We start from the raw sequence: 18965 nt of genomic DNA on the forward strand, positions 1-18965 counted from the left end.
CATCCACAACATCCAGCCGGGCCCGCAGGTCATGACCAGCAACCCCGCGCTGTTCTGGGGCCTGATCGCCTCGATGTGGATCGGCAACTTCATGCTGATCATCCTGAACCTGCCGCTGATCGGGATCTGGGTCAAGCTGTTGCAGGTGCCCTACCGCTTCCTGTACCCGGCCATCCTGACCTTCTGCTGCATCGGCGTGTACTCGGTCAACAACCAGACCTTCGACGTATTCACGGCGGCTGGCTTCGGTGTGATCGGCTACCTGTTCATCAAGCTCAAGTGCGAGCCCGCGCCGCTGCTGCTGGGGTTCGTGCTGGGGCCGATGATGGAGGAGAATTTCCGCAGGGCGCTATTGCTTTCACGTGGCGAATTCACAGTGTTCGTGACCCRTCCGCTGTCGCTGGGATTGCTGATTGCCGCGGCGCTGCTGGTCTGCATTGTGGCGCTGCCGTCGATCAAGGCCAAGCGCGAGGAAGCATTCCAGGAGGAATGACACGGGCCGGCGGGTGCCTGACTGGTAACAGCGCTAGGGAAAGCACAGGCACGCGCCTACACTGAAGAGGTGCCGGTCCGGCACTGTCGGTCACCGAGGGGGTACTTCATGAATTATTGTCCCAGGCCGCCTGGTCAGCGGAAAACGCCGGCCACGCCCTGGAAGACGCACTTCCAGCAACCCGGCGAGAAAGGCCGGACCTCCCAGCCCGGCCAGTTCGATCCGCGAACCGAGCAACCCGCCGACAAGAAATAGCATCAGCGATGCGATAGCGTTTTCAGGCCCGTGCCGCCATGGCTGCGGGCCTTGTCGTTTTATCGCGCGCAATATGCTCTCCGGCGGCACGGCCGGTCATGTTCCCGCTACGACGCACTGTGCGCTTCCGCGCGGTCATGTCCCGCCCAGGTCAGGCGCCATCCGGAGGTGGCCGTCTTGGCCACCAGGCCCGAATCCTGAAGCAGCAGCAAATGGTGACTTAGCTTGGATGCCTCGGCATTGCCCAGCGCCTTGGCGAGTTGAAGATCCGTCATCATCGCCTGGCTGTCGGACCGCAGTGCTGACAGCACCCGGTCCGCGAAGGACATGTCACGCCTCATCTTGCACTCCCGCTATTTTTGAACGCCCTGACAGCTGACTAGCGAACGTCGCTTCATCAAGCAATGCCAGGCGCTGGGCGCGCGCATAGCGGCAGCACCCGGGCCTCCCGCCAAGGGGCAGGAATGGCAAGGTCCGGCCGAACCGCTTCAGTCCCGTCCAGATTACTTCTTCTTGCCCGTTGCGCCATCATTGCCGACGCGCGACTGGACTGCACCGAACGGGGCGGCAGGGGCGACCGGCTTCTTGGGTTGCTTGGGCTTCTTGGTTTCGCGATTGCCGCGTAATTGACCTTTGGCCATGGTGATGCTCCACGAGTGGTTACTGCATTGCTTGCCAGGCGGCAGATCCAGCATACCCGCTTACTCCCGCATTCAGGGAATTATCACGCGCACCGGGAAGCGTTTCGCACCATGAAAATCGCCATTCGTTATCGCTATCGCGCGATAACAGCATCGCCTTCCATTATGCGGAAAAGTAAATCGGACACCACCGGGCAAACAGCGTATGCTCGTTGAAGAAAGGAGATCAACATGTCTCAAAATCATGCGATCTACAAGGGGTTCAAGGTTTCGGCCAATGTGCGTCGCTCGTTCGACGACAGTCCCGATGCCGAACTCGCGCGGGCGAAATTTCTCGCGACAGTGACCATCACCCAGGTCAGCGGCGACAGCGGTTCGCTCAGGCTGGTGCCCCCGCTGCTCCAGCATATCGCGCAGACGCCGCACGATGCCATCGACCTGGCCGTGTCTTATGCCAGGACCGTCATCGACGATATGTCCACCTTCGTCAAACGAAAGTAATCCCGCCCCGCGCTTGTTTCTCCCGTCCGATGCCCGCGCGCTCCAGCGATGCCCCACCGGCGTCTTTCCACGACGCGGCATCCACGCACGGACTTCGCCCCGGCCCCTCGATTCGCCCGGAATTGCAGTCCATCGCGCGGCCGCCCTGACCGGCACAGCCGCAGCCACGCCCGGCAACACTTCCCCACGAAAACACAGGAGACGACCATGGAAAGACAAATCAAGAACAAGGCGGAGTTGCGCGCGATGATCCGCGCAGAGCAGCAAAAATGGACGGAGTGCAACGGTGCCTGCTTTGGCGACGTATGCTGGCAGGCGCCGGATGCAGGCGGATGCAACTGGGACCTCTCGACCATGGAAGGCGGCGACAGCGCCGCCTGCCTGGAGAAGATCCGGCCTTTCACGACCGCGCTGCGCGAGCAGTACAACATTCCCAACGAAGGGAAATAAGGCGGGCGAGCGCCTGGCGTGCTGAATCCGGAATGCGTTGCAGACGGGATTCAGGACTTTATTCGACCAGGCGCTCGATCCGTGCCTTGGCGTTTTCCAGCGCGTCGGCCTTGGCCAGTTCGCGGGTGCCGAATGCGCTGCCCTGGTTTTCGAAGCGGCCGTGCGTGTCCAGGGTGTAGATCCAGTGCCATTGACCGAAGGTGCGCTGCGTCAGCTCGAAGTTGACGTAGTGCCCCTTATAGAAAAAACTCTCCGGCATCGTCCACCTCGCGCTGTTGCGGCCTGCCCGGCGCCCGGCCCCGGCATCCCTGGGATACGATTGGCGGCGCTTCGCCACGAAAGTGCCGCAAGCGGCGCCACGCGCAACGCCTTGCCTATCGTACGCCCAAATCCGGACGCAAGCGCCGATAGACGGAAAATGGTATCATTGCCAGTCTTGGCCGTTTGCCGACCGCATCTAGTCATCGGCGCCAACGTGCCGGTCGCCGTACATCATCAGAACATTAACGGCGGCCTGTCGGGCGTACACCCGATTCGTTCAGGGCGGCAACCGCCCATCACCCTTCCGACCCGGCGGCATGTCCGCTCCGCAACCTGTGCGCATGTACCTGGCGCATCAGCCTGCGCAAGCACGGTCCACTCATCACCAGCCACCTTCCTAGCGCAACAGCGCCGGGCCTGACGCGGCTGGCAACTCAATCACGGCGACCGATCGCCCCAAGAGAGCACGCGGCGCATCATGAGATGCGCTCAACGTTGCCTCAGATCGTCCGCCCGCACAAGGGCAGCACTTTGAATCAAAGCTTCAATCAAGGCATCAACCGCAGCAACAGCGGCAATCCGTACACCGTATCGGTGTACCCAATCCAACAAGAGCCAGGCGTGTGGTTTGCGACCTACCTGATCGCCGAATACAAGAACGGCTCCGAATGCATCGTTGCCAACGTTTCGATGCGCCATGCCACGCATGGCACCGAAGCCCAGGCAAAACAGGCCGCCCGACGCGCGGCCGAGAGCGTCGCTGCCGGCATGCGCCTGCAATAAGCCGGCCACATAAAAGCAACCCGCATGCGTCTAAACCTAATGTGCAGCAGCACTTGCTGCAAAAGGATCATCCTTGGCTAAAGAAGAACTGGTGGAATTTGGTGGACAAGTATCGGAAGTATTGCCGGACAACCGCTTCCGCGTCATTCTGGAAAATGGTTTCCAGGTGTGGGCATATTCGTCCGGCCGCCTGAAGAAGAATCGCATTCGTATCCTGGCCGGCGATCGCGTGACGCTGGAAATGTCGCCCTACGACCTGACCAAGGGCCGCATCAATTACCGTCACAAGTATTGAGACCAAGGCCAGACACGCTGCCGCGCCGTCAGGCTGTAGACCCGCGGCCCCCTCCCAACTCTCTTATGAAAGGAAGAAACATGTCGATCAGCGAAGAATGGGAAGAGATGCACCTGACGCCGGGCGGCTGGGTAGGCGGAAGCTACCGCCACGTGCCYGGGCCCGAGGTCACGGTGGAACGCCCGGCCGATGAAGTGCTTACCGTACGCAGGCATGTCGCCGCCACCTACTGCGGCCCGTCGCGCGCAACCGAAGACAGGACGCCGCGCACGGAAGACATGGCACTGATCGAAACGCTGCTGGCACGCTTCGGCAGCCCGGCGTTCGGGGTCTAAGCTCCGATTACGCCTGGCCACGGCGCGCAACGCGCCCGTGCCTTCGCCGTGAGCGGCGGAAGCTCAGCCGGGAAAACGCATGCGTGGGACGCTGGCACCAACGCGAGAGCCGACCGGGCGCAATTCGCCCTCCCAGGGTTCCGCGTCCAGGTCCAGCACGAAGTCTCCCTCGCCGGCCTTGTCATACAAATTGTCACGAATCGCCTGCCCGATCGCCAGCCGGCACAACGCCTCGAAGCTGTCGACGGCCGTGCCGGCCAGGGCTGCCTCCCTGGCCTGAACCCCGAACGAGCGCCTGCCGTCGCCGACGAAGCTGGTGAAACGCACGCCTGTCGGATGGCTGGAGTCCAGAAAGCTGACAGCCACGTGGTAGGCGATGCCTTTGCCTTGCCCCGGTAGCGTGCAGAGGAAATTGGATGGTGTGGCAACCTTGTTCATGACGTATGCGCCCTCGGGCCGGCGCGATGCGCACGGCAATATTTGACAGGTAGACCCGACGCCACGGGCATCGCACCGGACGTCGCGCTGGGCAACGCCGCGCCGCTGCGCCGGAATCATCTCCGGCACAACCCTTAGAGCGTGGTCACCGACTCACCGGGTATCAGCCCGTTGATAATATCTTCGCCGAACTTCACGGCCCCCCTGCGCGCCGTACCGATATTCTCCCACGGCGTGCTTTCCAGGCGAAACACGCGAGTGCGTTCGCTGCCGGGCCGATGACCCTCGATGCAAATGACCACCGACGCAGTAAAGCTGCGGTCAGGCTTGGTCCTGGGCCACGATTGCGCGGGTTGAATCTTGTACACCAGGGGATAGAGGTCGAATCCCTTGTAGCTGGCGGAAGGCGTATTGTTCATGTAGTGCTCCAGGCGGCTGGATGCCGCCGATGCGGGCCTCGTAAAAATTCGCACACACTGGACAATGCCGGGACCCATTGCGCGGCCGCGCGGGGCAAGCTAGGGAGCCATCAGGCGATCGACGACAATCGCGATCGCTTTCCCTGGCCTGTCCTGCTTGCAATGGACACCAAGGCGTGCGCGCAAAAACCGGTCAAGGCTGCGTTGCAGTTGATATAAGGCGCGCTGGTCGGCACTGCTCAGCTGTTCCGCGACTTCCTGCGCCATCTCGATTTCAAGCGTCCTGGCGGACCAGGCAAGGCTTCCGGCATCAGGGATCTGCCAGTTCGCGGTGACTACGCGCTGTCCTGTCATCCAGGTCCTGACATCTTGCCCGGTGATCTCATCAAGCACGGGCTTCACGAAGGCAACGAGATCTATCATGGCACCGGCCAGGCGCATAAGCGGCCCGTCGCCTGGCCGATGGGCGATACAGCCGCGGCGGGCGAACCCGCTCCACCCTCGCACCACAGCGGACCCTGCCGCATATCGCGACAGGCGTCAGAGCGATACGACGGATTGCCCGGGGATCGCGCCGTTGATGATGTCCTCGGCGTATCGGACGACACCACGGCGCGCGGCACCGATATTGTCCCAAGGCACTGTATCCAGGCGGAAAGTACGGGCTTTCTCGCCCTCGGGTTCACCACCTTCCCGGCAGATCACAACGGCGGCATCGAAGGTCCTGTCGGGCCTGCGCTCCGGCCACGTGCGCACCACCGCATGCTTGAATACGAGGGGGTACAAATCGAACCCTTTGTAGCTGGCAATCGGATTGGCGTCCATGATGCGCTCCGCAGTTACATTGATCCCCACTCTACTCCTATAGGCGCAGCATCATCACCTTTATTTTGGCGGCTCTGGAGATATGGAAGGCGCCGGGGAAGGCGACCCGGCGGACGGCGTGGCTGGCGTGGCGGCAACAGGTGCGGCCGCGCCCGGAGCCGTCCTTGCTGGCGCCGCCTTCGCCGGCTCGGTCAGGGTCAGCAGCATGTCCGCATACCAGGCCGAATTCAGTCCGAGCACCTCGTCCTCCGCCAGGTCGCGCGAACCCACGTCGAAGCGGGCAGAGTGAATACCCAGCAGCATCCACGGCAGGTCCAGTTTCTCGCCCCGGCCATCGCGCATGCGCGAGACCACCAGCGCACCGCTCGTGCCGCGATGGGTCCTTGCATCCGTGAGGAAAAAACCCTGGCCCTGGAAACGCAATCCGTAAGCGGATGCGACCACCGCCTGGCGCGCCACCGGCAGATGATGAAGCGCATCATGAAAACCCAGCGGGAATCCCACGATCAACAGCGAATCGCCCACCTCGACGTGGTCCGACGGCCGCGCCAGGTGCTCCGGCGTGAAAGCCCTGTAGACAAGCTTCGGCGGCAGCGCCTTGCGCTCCAGCTCCACCACCCCGACGTCGACCGGACCGCCGCCATCCTCGCCTTCCCGCCAGACCGCAAGGCCATCGCGGTACAGCGGAATCGAAAAGCCGATCGAGTCGGCCATGTTCTCCGGCTGGCTATGCAGTTCGATCTCGATGCGGTCGGGGTGATGTTTGCTCGGCTCGTCGAGCAGCACATGGCGGCTGGTCACCACGAAGAGCCGCCCGTCGCGCTCGAAAAAAAAGCCACTCGCATTGGTGAGCGGTTGCTGGCCGTCGAAAGACGAGACCCGGACGGCGGCAAGAAGGATGGATTCGACCACAGGCATGATGATTTGGCGCAGGCGCCTCGCTGATTCCCGGTCGGTAAAAAAAAGCCCCGCTAGGCGGGGCTTTTTCTAGGCGATTCGATTCGGCTCGATCAGATCGGCTCGATCTTGGTCGCTGCGGGGCCCTTTTGGCCAACGCCTGCGACGTAACGCACCTTCTGRCCTTCTTGCAGCGACTTGAAACCGCCGCCTTGAATTTCCGAGAAATGCGCGAACAGGTCGTTGCCGCCTGCGTCAGGGGTGATGAAGCCGAAGCCCTTGGAGTCGTTGAACCACTTGACGGTACCGGTTTCCATGCTGGATATCCTTTAAACCTTAAAAGTTCTGGATGAGCCTGTTGCTCACCAGGCATGACGATCAAGGAAGGAACATGGAGCAAACGAACCGCCGCTTGGAGGGACGATCCATAACATCTGAGTAACCGCTTGAAAGATCCTGCATCAACAACAATACAGGCATGGAAGGGGCATGTCAACGTGCCCGCAAAGAAAGTGCGCCAAGGATGGCGGGTGGGCCCGATTTAGCGTCCGGGCACCCCTCGCCCACGACGGTTTGTGGCCACATGAACGTGCTACAGTCACCCACCTACCGCTGCCGGATTCCGCATGTCGCCTTGCCCAGCCTGCCTCGCCATCGAAGCCAACCGCGGTGGTTCGCCGGGGCATGCCATGCTCAGGATCACCGACACGCAGCGCATCAAGGTGCCACGCCGCCCCGCGAGCACTATCAGCACTTTCGTGTGCCAGGCTTGCGCCACCAGCTGGATCTACCGCGACGAAAAGAACGTCGATACGCAGGGCTGGCAACTTGCCCTGCAACAAACGCTGGCTCAGGACCTGCGGTGACATAGGCCGGCAGGGCCATTTCCCATCGTCGTCGGCACGCTGCTCCCGCTGGCCCTCACCACTCACTGCCGCGATCTCACTGAGACCGTGCCGCACGCCCGCGCAAACCGCGCTGCGGCGGCGCGAAGCACGCGGCGCGGTAATCTTTCAGGACCTGGATGATCCAGCGCATCGGACTCTTTTTCACCATCAGCCTGCTGCGTTTGCTCGCCGCACTACCCTACAGCGTGTGCGCACGTATCGGCATGGGCCTTGGCGCCCTGCTCTATCGCATTCCGAGCCGGCGCCGCAGCGTCGTGCAGACCAACCTGCGGCTGTGCTTTCCGGATGCTAGCGAGTCGCACCGGCATGCTTTGGGCGAGGCACATTTCAGCCATGTGATTCGGAGCTACCTGGAACGCGGCGTGCAATGGTATGGCGACGCCGGCAGGCTGAACGACCTCGTCGAACTGGACTCCGCCATCGAACTCGGCAATGCCGACGCCGGCCCGACCATTTTCCTGGGGTTCCATTTCGTGGCGATCGAGGCCGGCTGCATGTTCTATTCGACCAGGCACCCGGTGGCCTCGCTCTACTCCAAGATGTCCAACCCCTTGCTGGAACAGTTGGCTAGGCAGCAGCGCGGCAGGTTCGGCACCGAGATGATCCCGCGCAACGGCAGCGTGCGGCAGGCACTGCGGGCGCTTAAATCCGGCACGCCGCTGATGCTCGCCGCGGACATGGACTTTGGCTTGCGCGACTCGGTATTCGTGCCGTTCTTCAACGTCCAGGCCTGCACGCTTACMTCGGTATCCCGCCTCGCCGCGCTTAGCGGTGCGCGTGTCATACCGTTCACAACCTCGGTCCTGCCCGGCTACCGCGGCTACAAGCTGAAGATATTCGATGCGATGGCGGGCTATCCCTCGGGCGACGAGAAGGCCGACGCGCTGCGCATGAACGCATTCCTGGAAACCCAGGTGCGCGCCATGCCGGAGCAATACTACTGGGTGCACCGCCGCTTCAAGCACCGCCCGGATGGCGAGGCCCCCGTCTATTGAGACGGCACCGCTCCACCAGTGCGAGCAGCCGCCGTTTAGTCCTGGTGGCCGTCCATGCTCACGCGATAGAGCGTGGCGCCCACCTTTTCCAGCAGCGCCCGCGCCGCGTCGGAAAACGCCTCGCTGGCTAGCAGCGCTGCCAGCCCCGCCACGGCGTCGTCCACCGATAGCTCGACCGTCTCGTCATTGGCAATGCGTTCGAAGGTGCTGATCACTACTGTCGGATCCATCCAGATTCCCCTGCAAAGGTCGAAGTCCGCCGCCTGGGCATGATGCCTACGCTGGCAAGCAGCGCGAATGGTAGCACCGCCACGCCCTCTGCCGGCATCTGGCTAGCCGCCATGGCAATGCGGCACCGCCCGGGCCGCAGCGCAACAGCTTGTCGTGGACAGGATTTGTCAGTGCCTTGCGGGCAACGCGCGCAGCCGGCGATTCACCTCGAGCAATGTCTCGCAATCGTCGCTGCCGGCGGCAGTGCGCTGCTGGATATACGTCGTGATGGCAAGCAGGGGACGCTTGCGCTCGCTGCACGACGAAGCGCCGGAACGGGCACAAGACACCGCCACCTCCCTATCCAGGCTATCCCGCACGATCGCGATCAGATCCCCGCACTGCGCCGCCTCCACGGAAGACGCCGGCTCGGCCACCTCGGCGCAGGCGACGCCTGCCCGCAGGCCGAGTGCGACGGCGGCAATGCCGAGCGCCACCTGCCATGCCTGGCGGGCCGATGGCTTCCTGGCTATCGTGGACATTATCAAAGCGGCGGCAGCGTGGCATATATTGCAAACCGTGGCCCGCGGTGGTTGTAGAAAATACAAACTGGGGGATCCTTGTCCGGTAAGTGCCTGCCAGCGGCCTGGCAGGCGGGGCCGCTCGCGCGCCCTGGGCGCGGCACAAGCGCAGGTGCCCCGTCTCCATGCAGGATTCATTCCCTTGGCTAACATCTTCAGATGTGCCGGGCACGATTGCTGCGACGCATTGCGCACAACCCTGGCGGCCGGGCTGATTCCCCCGCTCCCCCGGCCGCCTTGCTCGGACTATCGCTRACCTGCCTTCCAAGGTGTACGAGATGCCAGGACCATTGGAAAAATACCGCCAGAAACGCAACTTCAGCGTCACCAGCGAGCCCAGGGGGACAAAGGTCAAGCCTGCCGCCAGGCTGTCCTTCGTTGTGCAAAAACACGCGGCCCGGCGCCTGCACTACGACTTTCGCCTGGAACTCGACGGTACGCTGAAAAGCTGGGCGGTGCCCAGGGGGCCAAGCCTGGACCCCGCCGACAAGCGCATGGCTGTGCAGGTCGAGGACCATCCGCTCGACTACGGCTCCTTCGAGGGCGTGATTCCTGCGGGGCAATACGGCGCGGGTGAGGTCATCGTGTGGGATCGCGGCACCTGGGTGCCCACCGGCGACCCGCATGCGGGATACCGCGAAGGCAAGCTGAAGTTCTCCCTGCATGGAGAAAAACTGCACGGGCACTGGACGCTGGTACGCATGGACGCAAGGCGCGACCAGGATGCGGACAAGCCCGCCTGGCTGCTGATCAAGGAGCGCGACGAAGAAGCGCGCGCGGCGGCGTCATTTGACATCGTGCAAGCACTGCCCGACAGCGTGCTGCCCGGCCAGCGCAAAGCCAGCGCGAAGCCAGCGGGCAGATTGGCGCAAAACGCGGAACGCAAGGCCGCGCGTGCCGTCAGCCAGGCCACGGCCTCCCTGGGTCCCGACGATATGCCGTCCGCCGCCAGGTCGGCCGCCCTGCCTCTCATGCTGGCACCGCAACTGGCGACCCTGGTCGACAAACCACCGGCGGCCGATGACGAATGGCTATACGAGATCAAGTTCGACGGCTACCGCCTGCTCGCCCGCGTCGAAGGCAAGAAGGTACGCCTGTTCACGCGCAACGGCAACGACTGGACCAGCAAGCTGCGCGGACTGGCGCAGGCTGTCGCAGGCCTTGGCCGCCGGTTGCCTGCAAACTCCGGCTCGAAGGCGTGATCGGCAAGCGTGCCGATGCGCCCTACGTGTCGACACGCTCACGCGCCTGGATCAAACTGAAGTGCACGCAGCGCCAGGAGTTCGTGGTGGTCGGCTATACCGATCCCGCCGGCTCCCGCCAGGGGATCGRCGCGCTGCTGCTCGGCGTGCATGACGAGCGCGGGCGGCTGCGCTATGCCGGCAAGGTCGGGACTGGCTTCGATGCGGATACGTTGTCCAGCCTTTCGCGCAGGCTCGTTGCCCTGCGGCAGGATGCCTCGCCGCTGGATTCCGCTTACGCGGGCCAGCCGGCAGGCAGGATGCCATCGCACTGGGTGAAACCAAAGCTCGTGGCCGAGATTTCCTTCGGCAACTGGACGCAGGAAGGCCGTGTGCGCCATGCCGTATTCCACGGCCTGCGCACCGACAAGCCGGCCACCGCGGTCGCGGTGGAACGCGCTGCGCAGATCGGGCCGGATGGCAAGCGGAAGCACAAGAACAAGCCTGCGACACGCTCCACCGGGACAGCCAAGGCAACGCCCGAAGCATCTGCCGCACCGCGCGCGCGCATCAGCCATGCCGGGCGCGTCATCGATGCCTCGACCGGACTGACCAAAGGCGACCTCGTGGGGTACTACGAGGCCATCGCCCCGCTGCTGCTGCCGCATCTGCGCGGACGGCCCGTGGCGCTGGTGCGCGGCCCCAGCGGCATCGACGGCGAGCTGTTCTTCCAGAAGCATGGGGATGCATTGCGCATGCCCGGCATCAACACACTCGATCCCGCGCTATGGCCGGACCATCCGCCGTTGCTTGAAATTGCCACGGAAGCGGGCATCGTCGCGGCAGCCCGGTTCAACGTGATCGAGTTCCATACATGGAATGCCAACAAGCGCGCGCTTGGCAGGCCGGACCGGGTGGTCTTCGACCTGGATCCCGGCGAAGGGGTGCCGTGGAACCACGTACGCGAAGGCGCCGCGATGATGAAAACCGTGCTGGATGAGCTGGGCCTGCGCAGCTTCCTGAAGACCAGCGGTGGCAAGGGCCTCCACGTAGTAGTACCGATCTCCGCGCGCCACGACTGGGAGACCGTCAAGGAATTCGCCAGGCAAGTCGTGTTGCACATGACCAGCATCGTGCCGGAACGCTTCGTGGCCAGGAGCGGGCCCCGCAACCGCGTCGGCAAGACCTTTATCGACTACCTGCGCAACGGTTTCGGCGCCACCACGGCGGCCGCCTTTTCCGCGCGGGCGCGTCCCGGGCTTGGCGTTTCCGTGCCACTTGACTGGGACGAGCTGGACAGCATCGAATCCAGCGCGCGGTGGACCGTCACCAATCTGCACGAACGCCTCCGCGCGCGGCAGGAGGATCCCTGGGCCGGCTATGCCACCACCAGGCAGACACTGACCAAGCCGATCAAGCTGATGATGCTCTGAGCGGCCCTGCCGGTCCCTGCCTGATGGCCAGCAGCCGGAGCACGCTCCATGGATTGAGCAGGCATAGCCCGCGTGCCGCAAGCAGGCCGAGGCACTTTACCTGCCGGCGACTTGCCGGCGCTCTCCCGCGGTTCGCGCTACCGGCTCGCGGGCAATGCCGCAAGCCCATCGAGCAGCGCCTTGTGGAAGGCCTGGGGATCCTGCATCTGCGGCGCGTGGCCCAGGTCCGGAAACTCGACCAGTTTCGCATTCGGCAGCGCCTTCAGGGTGAGCTGCGCCAGCGCCGGATAGTTGCCGACTTTCGCGCGGACTTCGGGCGGTGCGGCGTCCTTGGCGATCGCCGTGGTGTCCTTGTCGCCGATCAGCAGAAGGGTCTGCGTCTTGAGCCCGCCCAGCTCGTATACGACGGGCTGCGTAAAGATCATGTCGTAGATCAGCGCGGAACTCCAGGCCACCTGCTGCTTGCCCGGACCGCGGTTCATGCCCGCCAGCATCTGCACCCACGGCTCGTACTCGGGACGCCACGTGCCCACATAGTAGGTTGCCTGCTCGTAGCCGCGAATCTTGTCGGCGCTGGTGGCCAGCTCGCGTGCGTACCATTGGTCGACCGACAGCGATGGCACGCCCTTCGCCTTCCAGTCTTCGAGGCCTATCGGGTTGACCAGCGCAAGCTGCTCCGTTTGCTGCGGGTACATCAGCGCATAGCGCATGGCCAGCATGCCGCCAGTCGAATGGCCGATCACCGTGGCCTGGCCCACGCCGGCCGATTCGAGCAAGGCGTGGGTATTGCGCGCGAGCTGCTGGAAGGAGTACTGATAGCGCGCCGGCTTGCTGGACTTGCAAAAACCGATCTGGTCAGGCGCGATAACACGATAGCCGGCCGCGCTGAGTACCTTGATGGTGCCGTCCCAGGTCGCCGCGCAGAAGTTCTTTCCGTGCAGCAAAACCGCGGTGCGGCCGTTGGCATGCTCCGGCTTGATGTCCATGTAGGCCATATGCATCGCCTCGCCCTGCGAGGTGAACGCGAACTGCCGGACCGGCGCCGGGTAGTCGAAGCCTTGCAGTTCCGGCCCGTATGCCGGGCCATCGTCGGCCGCGGCGGCCAGCACGGCCGGAGACGTGGCGGCGATGGCCGCGATGAGGATGGCGAACAAGGATTGGCGACGGAACATCATGGCGGCTGGACTCGCTGGCGAAGAGAAGGTCGGAAAGCGCAAGCACGCGGGCGAGCTCGCGAAGTATGAACGAGAGCGCTGTGCAACAGATGCCGCGCGCGCCGATGACTCATGACGCCAGCCGTGCGCGGTCCGGCGGCGAGGCGAAATCAAGCACAGGACCCGCCGGCACTACGCCTGACGGATTGATCGAGAGATGGCTCTCGTAATAGTGCCGCTTGATGTGCTCGATACTGACCGTCTCCGCGATGCCGGGAAGCTGGTAGATATCCCGCGTGTAAGCCGCGAGGTTCGTGTAGTCGGCGATGCGGCGCAGGTTGCATTTGAAGTGGCCGACATAGACCGCATCAAAGCGGACCAGCGTTGTAAACAGGCGGATATCGGCCTCCGTGAGAGCATCGCCGGTCAGGAAGCGTCGCGTCCCCAGGCGTTGCTCAAGCCAGTCGAGCGTCTCGAACAGCGGCGCGACCGCCTCTTCGTAGGCGCCTTGCGTGGTGGCGAATCCGGATTTATAGACACCGTTGTTCACGGTGTCGTACACCCTCGCATTGATCTCGTCGATCTCGGTGCGCAATGCCTCCGGATAGTAGTCGCCGGCCCTTGCGCCCAGCTGATCGAAGGCCGTGTTGAACATCCGGATGATCTCCGACGACTCGTTGCTGACGATGGTCGATTGCGTCTTGTCCCACAGCACGGGCACGGTAACGCGTCCGGTGTAGTCCGGGGCGGCCGCGGTATAGACCTGGTGCAGCATGCGCGCGTCGTTGACGGTGTCGGGGACCACGCCCGGGCCCTCGGCAAAGGTCCAGCCCTCGCCCCGCATCAGCCAGTGGACGGTGGAGATGCTGATCATGTCTTCGAGCCCTTTCAGGGCACGCATGATCAGCGTGCGGTGTGCCCACGGGCATGCCAGGCTCACGTAGAGATGATAGCGGCCGGCTTCGGCCCTGAAGCCGCCAACGCCGCTCGGGCCGGCCGCGCCGTCGGGCGTTACCCAGTTGCGGAAGGCCGCGTCCTTGCGGACGAAGCGGCCCCCGGTGGATGCGGTGTCATACCAGCGGTCTTGCCATTTTCCGTTGACGAGCAGTCCCATTTCGATACTCCAGGTGGCGCGATGATGCGCCAGATTTTTCAGTCGGCGCCAACTGCTTGCGACGGTGCATTGATAAAGCTCACGATGGCCGGGATGGTCTGCCCCGGCGCTTCTTCCATCAGCCAGTGTCCCGAGCCCTTGACGATCACGCCTTGCACATGGGTGGCGACAAGGCGTGCCTGGTCGATCAGGAAATTACCCGACGCCTYCTCGCCGGCCAGCACCAGCATGGGCATCGGCAGCGGCTGCTTCGCCAGGGCTGCGAAGTCCTCGGCATCCCGCGGGAACGCATGGAAGAATTCGAAGCCCGCGCGCATCCGGCCAGGCCGGGCGTAGGCCGCGGCGTAGCGCTGCCGGCTGGCTTCCGGCACCGAGTGCGCCGGGTCGGCGGCAAAGTCGTTCCAGAAATGCTCGAAGTACGTGCGCTCGCGTCCCTTCACCAGCTTCTCCGGCGTATCGCCGTAGAAATTGAAGTGCCACTTGTCGCGCAGCAGCCAGACCTTCTGCCAGTCGCCCACGCCGGGCAGGAACGCATCCATCAGCGTCACGCTCTCCACTTCGTCCGAGTATTGCGCCGCGTAGGCGTAGGCCACCATCAGGCCGATATCGTGGCCGACGATGTTGACCTTGCGGTAGCCAAGCGCCTGGACCATTGCGTGAATATCCTGCGCGAGGTTCTTCTTCTCATAGCCCGACGGCGTGACTTCCGACGCGCCGGCGCCGCGCAGGTCCGGTGCGATCACGACACGCTTGTCACCGAGCCGAGTCATCAGCGGCAGCCACATATGGCTGGTTTCCGCGTAGCCGTGCAGCAGCACGACGGGCGTGCCGCTGCCTTGCCCGGTTTCAAGATAGTGCAACGTGACGCCATTTGCGTGGATCGTATGTGGCCGGACCGCGCTGCTGCCGGCGCGCTCCGCCGCGCTGGCGGGCGCCGCAAAGGCGAACGCAGCGAATGTGAGCGCGGCTACGCCGGACATGAGTACCGCGACGCTGATACGGCGTGCCATGCAGTGGATGAGGGTCATGACGTTCTCCGGTGACAGCGCCGCCGCAGGACTGGTTGCCTGGCCGATGGCACCGCAAACAAAAGGGGTTTCGGGAATGCGATGAATTGCTGTGCATGAATACTGCCCCGGCGGCGCCGTTTTGCCGTACGATTTTCCCGATGAACTCGTTCGACGGAATTGAACATGTTGTCGGAAGACGAACTGGCGTTACTGGAAGCCATCAGGGAAAGTGGCAGCCTGTCCCGCGCGGCAGCCCGCCTTGGCAAAGCGCCATCGACCATCTCACATGCCGCGCGGCAACTCGAAGGCCGCTTTGACGCCCTGTTGTTCGACCGCCGCCGCTACCGGCTGCAGCTGACGCCGGCCGGACACCTGCTGGCCGACGAGGCCGCAAGGCTGATGCAGGACGTAGCCCGCATGACGCAGCGCGTGCGGCAGGTCGCCAGCGGCTGGGAAGACCGCTTGTGGATCGTCACCGACGAGGTGCTGGAGTTCGAATTGCTGATGCCGGTGATCCACAGCTTCGACACGTTGCAGTCCGGCGTGGCGATTCGCCTGACCCACGAAGTCCTTAGCGGCACCTGGGAAGCGCTGCGCGATGGCCGCGCGGATGTGATCGTGGGAGCGACCAACGAGCCGCCCGCCATTCCGGGACTGCGCTGGTTCGAACTGGGCGTGGTGGAGTGGGTATTCGCCGTGGCGCCGCGCCATCCGCTCGCCAGCGTGGAAGGACCGCTCACGCGGGAACGCATCTCGGCACACCGCGCGGTGGTGGTAGCCGATTCATCGCGCGGCACGGCGGGACGCGCCTACGGCCTGGTCGGCGGGCAAGCCTCGCTGGCGGTGCCGAGCATGCGCGCCAAAATTCTGGCGCAGCGCGAAGGGCTCGGTGTCGGCTGGCTGCCGCGGTACCGGGTGGCGTCGCTGCTCAAGCGTGGCGAACTGGTGGAAAAACGCACGGCCGATCCGCGCGAGCCCAATACGCTCTACGTCGCCTGGCGGGGCGACCATGAGGGCCGCGCGCTGCAATGGTGGCTGGATCAGTTGAAGCAGCCGCGCCTGGCGAAGCGCCTTGTGCAAGGCATGGACCTGTTCGCCTGAGCCGGCGGGACGGCTGAACGCGAACATCGCGGCGCAACAACGGAAAAGGGCCCCGATGGGCCCTTTTTCCGTTTGCCGTTTGCCGTTCCGTGGCGCGGTTCACGCAGCGGAGTTGTCCGGTGCGCAAGCCGCCGCCGCTCGGCGGCAGCGCGAAATCAACCGGCGAAATTCTTGCTGGCGAAGTCCCAGTTCACCACATTCCAGAATGCCTCGACGTACTTCGGACGGGCATTGCGGTAGTCGATGTAGTAAGCGTGTTCCCACACGTCGCAGGTCAGCAGCGGCTTGGCATCGGTGGTCAGCGGAGTGGCGGCGTTGGAGGTCGAGACCAGGTCCAGCGAACCGTCGGCCTTCTTCACCAGCCAGGCCCAGCCCGAACCGAAGGTACCGACCGCGGTCTTGGTGAATTCTTCCTTGAACTTGTCGAAGGAGCCGAACTTGGCGTTGATGGCATCGGCCAGAGCGCCGGTGGGCTGGCCGCCGCCGTTGGGCTTGAGCGAATCCCAGTAGAAGGTGTGGTTCCACACCTGGGCGGCGTTGTTGAAGATGCCGCCGGAAGACTTCTTGACGATCTCTTCGAGCGTCGAGTTTTCGAACTCGGTGCCCTTGATCAGGTTGTTCAGGTTGGTGACGTAGGTCTGGTGATGCTTGTCGTGGTGGAACTCCAGGGTCTCCTTGGAGATGTGCGGGGCGAGCGCATCATGAGCGTAGGGCAGCGGGGGGAGAGTATGTTCCATTGTTCTGTCTCTTTCTGTGGGGTTGAAGATCAGGAATTGTCGATTGTAGGGGACTTGCCATACCCGCGCAAACGCGGCAAACAAAGCCCCTTCGATCATATTAGTTTGATCGATATGCGAGCGCTGTCGGTGGCCCGCCGACGCGCCGCCACGCCTACAGCTCGGCCAGCCGGGGCTGCACGCTGGCGATGCCGGCGTCGGCCACGCCTTCGGCCAGATGGATTTCGATCGTGGAGCCCGCATGCAACTCGGCCGGCGAGCGCAAGGCGCGGCCGCGCTGGTCCAGCAGCACGGCGTAGCCCCGCTCCAGGGTGCGCTGCGGGGCCAGCAGTTCCAGCGAGCCGGCGGCGCGCTCCCAGCGCTGGACGGCGCGCTCGTGCTGGCGCTGCGTGGCGTCGCGCAGCCGCAGGGCGGCCCGGCGCAGGTCGGCCTGGGCCAGCGCAAGGTCGGGACGCCCGGCCGCCCAGCGCATGGCGAGCACCTGCTGCCGGTGCCGCTGGGCCGCCACCGTATCGCGCAGCGCGGAACGCAGGTGGCGCATCAGGTTGTCGACCTGCAGGCGGCGCTCCTGCAACTGGGCCTGCGGGCTGCGCAGCCGGCGGGCCAGCCAGTCCAGGTTCTGCGCGCGCCGGTCGAGCTGGCGCTGCATGCCCTGGGCCAGCGCATCGCGCGCGCGATTGGCCTGCATCAGCATGTGGGCGCGGTCCGGGCTGACCAGTTCGGCTGCACCGGTAGGCGTCGGTGCGCGCACGTCGGCGACGAAATCTGCAATGGTGAAGTCGGTTTCATGGCCAACCCCGGATACCACGGGCACGGCGCAGCGGGCAATCGCCTGCGCCACGCTTTCCTCGTTGAACGACCAGAGGTCCTCGATGCTGCCACCGCCACGGCACAGGATCAGCACGTCGCACTCGTCGCGCTCGCTGGCGGTATCGATCATCGCGGCGATCCTGGCCGCCGCGCCGGCACCCTGGACCGGCACAGGGTAAACCACGACCGGCACATGCGGTGCGCGCCGGCGCAGCGTGCTGAGCACATCGCGCAACGCGGCAGCCTGCAGCGAGGTGATCACGCCGATGGTGCGCGGATGGGCGGGCACGGGCCGCTTGCGCTCGGGCGCGAAGAGCCCGGCCTGGGACAGCTTTTCCTTCAACCGCAGGAATGCTTCATAGAGATTGCCGAGACCCGCGCGGCGCATGGCCTCCACGCCGAGCTGCAATTCGCCGCGTGCCTCGTACATGGACACCAGCGCCCTGACCTCGACCGCCTCGCCCTCGCGGGGCATGAAGCCGACATGCTGGTTGCGGCCGCGGAACATCACGCAGCGGATCTGGGCGCGCGCATCCTTGAGCGAGAAGTACCAGTGGCCGCTCGCGGCGCGTGTGAAGTTGGAGATTTCGCCCCGGACCCAGGTAAGTGGAAAGTTGCGTTCCAGCACCTGGGCGATAGCGTGGTTGAGCTCCCCGACAGGGATCGCTTCGCGTGCGCCGGGAGGCGCCACAGGCTGCGGTTCACGCGAAAAGTTCAGCGGTTCTGACATGGCGCACGGCCGGGCAAGCGGCGTGGAATGGACATGTCCACAGCATAACCTGTCTGTCAAGCCTCCCTGCATTCGCGATGCAGCCACCCCGCCAGACCGCGTGACTTGACACAAGCCTTTGATTCTTATGCCCTTTCCGCCGTCTTATTTTTTAGGCAATGTAAGCAAACCCCWTATGCGTCAACGACTTACCGGAAGCACCCCCGGCTTGTTCACAAAGTTATCCACATTTTTTCTGGACAACCTTGCTGGAAGAGTCCTGCCTGTGGATAACCCACTGAAAGTCACTGACACAGTGCCGCCGATTGGCTAGGCGCGCCTTTTGCGGCGCTTTTTCGAGGCTCCACGTCCCGACACCCGGGAAGTCGGCCGGGCTGCCGATATGGCCCCGTTAAACAAGCTCTGCCC

Annotated in this window: 25 protein-coding genes and 1 pseudogene; 10 read left to right on the top strand and 16 right to left on the bottom strand. The window is 64.1% G+C overall.

Annotated features, from left to right (window positions below):
• Window positions 1–493: tripartite tricarboxylate transporter permease (locus AC1DN0_RS18860; RefSeq protein ID WP_477145901.1), on the top strand; the 493-nt coding region annotated here is incomplete at its 5' end.
• 362 nt (window positions 494–855) lie between these two features.
• Here the strand turns inward: AC1DN0_RS18860 and AC1DN0_RS18865 are convergent.
• Both AC1DN0_RS18865 and AC1DN0_RS18870 read right to left on the bottom strand, forming a co-directional pair.
• Entirely contained in the window at window positions 856–1077 is a 222-nt protein-coding gene (locus tag AC1DN0_RS18865) for a hypothetical protein (protein WP_035860877.1), read from the bottom strand.
• Between the two features lie 174 nt (window positions 1078–1251).
• A complete protein-coding gene (locus AC1DN0_RS18870) occupies window positions 1252–1443 on the bottom strand; it encodes a hypothetical protein (RefSeq protein ID WP_441635058.1) in 192 nt (63 codons plus the stop codon).
• 177 nt (window positions 1444–1620) lie between these two features.
• Between AC1DN0_RS18870 and AC1DN0_RS18875 the strand changes: the two genes are divergently transcribed.
• Complete coding sequence (locus AC1DN0_RS18875; protein ID WP_035860875.1) at window positions 1621–1890, top strand: hypothetical protein; 270 nt, start codon at window positions 1621–1623, stop codon at window positions 1888–1890.
• A gap of 207 nt (window positions 1891–2097) precedes the next feature.
• The gene (locus tag AC1DN0_RS18880; protein ID WP_276288522.1) at window positions 2098–2340 is read left to right on the top strand and encodes a hypothetical protein; all 243 of its coding nucleotides are present in this window, start codon (window positions 2098–2100) and stop codon (window positions 2338–2340) included.
• Between the two features lie 58 nt (window positions 2341–2398).
• On the opposite strand, the gene AC1DN0_RS18885 is transcribed toward AC1DN0_RS18880, so the two are convergent.
• On the bottom strand, window positions 2399–2599 hold the full coding sequence (locus tag AC1DN0_RS18885) for a hypothetical protein (protein ID WP_035860872.1): 201 nt from the start codon (window positions 2597–2599) through the stop codon (window positions 2399–2401).
• 485 nt (window positions 2600–3084) lie between these two features.
• On the opposite strand from AC1DN0_RS18885, the gene AC1DN0_RS18890 reads away from it, so the two are divergent.
• The 3 genes from AC1DN0_RS18890 to AC1DN0_RS18900 all read left to right on the top strand — a co-directional run bounded on the left by AC1DN0_RS18890 (window position 3085) and on the right by AC1DN0_RS18900 (window position 4014).
• Window positions 3085–3384, top strand: coding sequence for an isochorismatase (locus AC1DN0_RS18890; protein WP_477111686.1), 300 nt, complete (start codon window positions 3085–3087; stop codon window positions 3382–3384).
• A 73-nt stretch (window positions 3385–3457) separates the two neighbouring features.
• Window positions 3458–3679, top strand: a complete 222-nt coding sequence (infA, locus tag AC1DN0_RS18895; protein WP_006157957.1) for a translation initiation factor IF-1 — start codon at window positions 3458–3460, stop codon at window positions 3677–3679.
• Window positions 3680–3759: 80 nt separating this feature from the next.
• Window positions 3760–4014 carry a hypothetical protein gene (locus AC1DN0_RS18900; RefSeq protein WP_035860870.1) on the top strand — a complete coding sequence of 85 codons (255 nt, stop codon included), beginning with the start codon at window positions 3760–3762 and terminating at the stop codon, window positions 4012–4014.
• A gap of 63 nt (window positions 4015–4077) precedes the next feature.
• Here the strand turns inward: AC1DN0_RS18900 and AC1DN0_RS18905 are convergent, their stop codons facing one another.
• From AC1DN0_RS18905 to AC1DN0_RS18930, 6 genes are all read right to left on the bottom strand, one after another.
• Window positions 4078–4452 (bottom strand): hypothetical protein, encoded by a 375-nt coding sequence (locus AC1DN0_RS18905; protein WP_441635063.1) that lies wholly within the window; start codon window positions 4450–4452, stop codon window positions 4078–4080.
• A 134-nt stretch (window positions 4453–4586) separates the two neighbouring features.
• Window positions 4587–4871: a hypothetical protein gene (locus AC1DN0_RS18910; RefSeq protein WP_035860866.1), complete on the bottom strand. Its 285-nt coding sequence runs from the start codon at window positions 4869–4871 to the stop codon at window positions 4587–4589.
• A gap of 99 nt (window positions 4872–4970) precedes the next feature.
• Complete coding sequence (locus AC1DN0_RS18915) at window positions 4971–5312, bottom strand: hypothetical protein (protein WP_441635065.1); 342 nt, start codon at window positions 5310–5312, stop codon at window positions 4971–4973.
• A gap of 99 nt (window positions 5313–5411) precedes the next feature.
• On the bottom strand, window positions 5412–5696 hold the full coding sequence (locus AC1DN0_RS18920; RefSeq protein ID WP_035860860.1) for a hypothetical protein: 285 nt from the start codon (window positions 5694–5696) through the stop codon (window positions 5412–5414).
• Between the two features lie 60 nt (window positions 5697–5756).
• On the bottom strand, window positions 5757–6608 hold the full coding sequence (locus tag AC1DN0_RS18925; protein ID WP_441635096.1) for a trypsin-like peptidase domain-containing protein: 852 nt from the start codon (window positions 6606–6608) through the stop codon (window positions 5757–5759).
• Window positions 6609–6706: 98 nt separating this feature from the next.
• Complete coding sequence (locus tag AC1DN0_RS18930) at window positions 6707–6910, bottom strand: cold-shock protein (RefSeq protein WP_006157950.1); 204 nt, start codon at window positions 6908–6910, stop codon at window positions 6707–6709.
• 309 nt (window positions 6911–7219) lie between these two features.
• Here AC1DN0_RS18930 and AC1DN0_RS18935 point away from each other — a divergent pair, with 309 nt between their 5' ends.
• On the top strand, window positions 7220–7459 hold the full coding sequence (locus AC1DN0_RS18935) for a hypothetical protein (protein ID WP_441635067.1): 240 nt from the start codon (window positions 7220–7222) through the stop codon (window positions 7457–7459).
• A 158-nt stretch (window positions 7460–7617) separates the two neighbouring features.
• The gene (locus AC1DN0_RS18940) at window positions 7618–8496 is read left to right on the top strand and encodes a lipid A biosynthesis lauroyl acyltransferase (RefSeq protein WP_441635069.1); all 879 of its coding nucleotides are present in this window, start codon (window positions 7618–7620) and stop codon (window positions 8494–8496) included.
• Window positions 8497–8531: 35 nt separating this feature from the next.
• On the opposite strand, the gene AC1DN0_RS18945 is transcribed toward AC1DN0_RS18940, so the two are convergent.
• Window positions 8532–8726, bottom strand: a complete 195-nt coding sequence (locus AC1DN0_RS18945) for a hypothetical protein (protein ID WP_441635071.1) — start codon at window positions 8724–8726, stop codon at window positions 8532–8534.
• Between the two features lie 168 nt (window positions 8727–8894).
• Window positions 8895–9248 (bottom strand): hypothetical protein, encoded by a 354-nt coding sequence (locus AC1DN0_RS18950; protein ID WP_441635073.1) that lies wholly within the window; start codon window positions 9246–9248, stop codon window positions 8895–8897.
• Between the two features lie 317 nt (window positions 9249–9565).
• Here AC1DN0_RS18950 and ligD point away from each other — a divergent pair.
• Window positions 9566–11901: pseudogene (gene ligD, locus AC1DN0_RS18955) on the top strand (DNA ligase D).
• A 137-nt stretch (window positions 11902–12038) separates the two neighbouring features.
• Here the strand turns inward: ligD and AC1DN0_RS18960 are convergent.
• The 3 genes from AC1DN0_RS18960 to AC1DN0_RS18970 all read right to left on the bottom strand — a co-directional run bounded on the left by AC1DN0_RS18960 (window position 12039) and on the right by AC1DN0_RS18970 (window position 15197).
• Window positions 12039–13076 (bottom strand): alpha/beta fold hydrolase, encoded by a 1038-nt coding sequence (locus AC1DN0_RS18960; protein WP_477143749.1) that lies wholly within the window; start codon window positions 13074–13076, stop codon window positions 12039–12041.
• Window positions 13077–13185: 109 nt separating this feature from the next.
• Window positions 13186–14169 (bottom strand): glutathione S-transferase family protein, encoded by a 984-nt coding sequence (locus AC1DN0_RS18965; protein WP_441635079.1) that lies wholly within the window; start codon window positions 14167–14169, stop codon window positions 13186–13188.
• Window positions 14170–14207: 38 nt separating this feature from the next.
• Window positions 14208–15197 (bottom strand): alpha/beta fold hydrolase, encoded by a 990-nt coding sequence (locus AC1DN0_RS18970; protein ID WP_477145902.1) that lies wholly within the window; start codon window positions 15195–15197, stop codon window positions 14208–14210.
• Between the two features lie 165 nt (window positions 15198–15362).
• Here AC1DN0_RS18970 and AC1DN0_RS18975 point away from each other — a divergent pair, with 165 nt between their 5' ends.
• Complete coding sequence (locus AC1DN0_RS18975; protein ID WP_441635083.1) at window positions 15363–16280, top strand: LysR family transcriptional regulator; 918 nt, start codon at window positions 15363–15365, stop codon at window positions 16278–16280.
• Window positions 16281–16435: 155 nt separating this feature from the next.
• On the opposite strand, the gene sodB is transcribed toward AC1DN0_RS18975, so the two are convergent.
• Together sodB and xseA are read right to left on the bottom strand one after the other, a co-directional pair.
• Window positions 16436–17017: a superoxide dismutase [Fe] gene (gene sodB, locus AC1DN0_RS18980; protein ID WP_006157940.1), complete on the bottom strand. Its 582-nt coding sequence runs from the start codon at window positions 17015–17017 to the stop codon at window positions 16436–16438.
• Between the two features lie 154 nt (window positions 17018–17171).
• Complete coding sequence (xseA, locus tag AC1DN0_RS18985) at window positions 17172–18557, bottom strand: exodeoxyribonuclease VII large subunit (RefSeq protein WP_441635086.1); 1386 nt, start codon at window positions 18555–18557, stop codon at window positions 17172–17174.
• Window positions 18558–18965: the final 408 nt, after the last annotated feature.

This window comes from Cupriavidus sp. 05N39 (genome assembly GCF_056397325.1).

What these genes read in the sequence shown, in the direction of transcription:
- AC1DN0_RS18865 (WP_035860877.1), bottom strand. Translation starts at nt 1,077, where the DNA reads ATGTCCTTCGCGGACCGGGTGCTGTCAGCACTGCGGTCCGACAGCCAG.
- AC1DN0_RS18870 (WP_441635058.1), bottom strand. Translation starts at nt 1,443, where the DNA reads ATGCTGGATCTGCCGCCTGGCAAGCAATGCAGTAACCACTCGTGGAGC.
- AC1DN0_RS18875 (WP_035860875.1), top strand. Translation starts at nt 1,621, where the DNA reads ATGTCTCAAAATCATGCGATCTACAAGGGGTTCAAGGTTTCGGCCAAT.
- AC1DN0_RS18880 (WP_276288522.1), top strand. Translation starts at nt 2,098, where the DNA reads ATGGAAAGACAAATCAAGAACAAGGCGGAGTTGCGCGCGATGATCCGC.
- AC1DN0_RS18885 (WP_035860872.1), bottom strand. Translation starts at nt 2,599, where the DNA reads ATGCCGGAGAGTTTTTTCTATAAGGGGCACTACGTCAACTTCGAGCTG.
- AC1DN0_RS18890 (WP_477111686.1), top strand. Translation starts at nt 3,085, where the DNA reads ATGCGCTCAACGTTGCCTCAGATCGTCCGCCCGCACAAGGGCAGCACT.
- AC1DN0_RS18905 (WP_441635063.1), bottom strand. Translation starts at nt 4,452, where the DNA reads ATGAACAAGGTTGCCACACCATCCAATTTCCTCTGCACGCTACCGGGG.
- AC1DN0_RS18910 (WP_035860866.1), bottom strand. Translation starts at nt 4,871, where the DNA reads ATGAACAATACGCCTTCCGCCAGCTACAAGGGATTCGACCTCTATCCC.
- AC1DN0_RS18915 (WP_441635065.1), bottom strand. Translation starts at nt 5,312, where the DNA reads ATGCGCCTGGCCGGTGCCATGATAGATCTCGTTGCCTTCGTGAAGCCC.
- AC1DN0_RS18920 (WP_035860860.1), bottom strand. Translation starts at nt 5,696, where the DNA reads ATGGACGCCAATCCGATTGCCAGCTACAAAGGGTTCGATTTGTACCCC.
- AC1DN0_RS18935 (WP_441635067.1), top strand. Translation starts at nt 7,220, where the DNA reads ATGTCGCCTTGCCCAGCCTGCCTCGCCATCGAAGCCAACCGCGGTGGT.
- AC1DN0_RS18945 (WP_441635071.1), bottom strand. Translation starts at nt 8,726, where the DNA reads ATGGATCCGACAGTAGTGATCAGCACCTTCGAACGCATTGCCAATGAC.
- AC1DN0_RS18950 (WP_441635073.1), bottom strand. Translation starts at nt 9,248, where the DNA reads ATGTCCACGATAGCCAGGAAGCCATCGGCCCGCCAGGCATGGCAGGTG.
- AC1DN0_RS18960 (WP_477143749.1), bottom strand. Translation starts at nt 13,076, where the DNA reads ATGATGTTCCGTCGCCAATCCTTGTTCGCCATCCTCATCGCGGCCATC.
- AC1DN0_RS18965 (WP_441635079.1), bottom strand. Translation starts at nt 14,169, where the DNA reads ATGGGACTGCTCGTCAACGGAAAATGGCAAGACCGCTGGTATGACACC.
- AC1DN0_RS18975 (WP_441635083.1), top strand. Translation starts at nt 15,363, where the DNA reads ATGTTGTCGGAAGACGAACTGGCGTTACTGGAAGCCATCAGGGAAAGT.
- sodB (WP_006157940.1), bottom strand. Translation starts at nt 17,017, where the DNA reads ATGGAACATACTCTCCCCCCGCTGCCCTACGCTCATGATGCGCTCGCC.
- xseA (WP_441635086.1), bottom strand. Translation starts at nt 18,557, where the DNA reads ATGTCAGAACCGCTGAACTTTTCGCGTGAACCGCAGCCTGTGGCGCCT.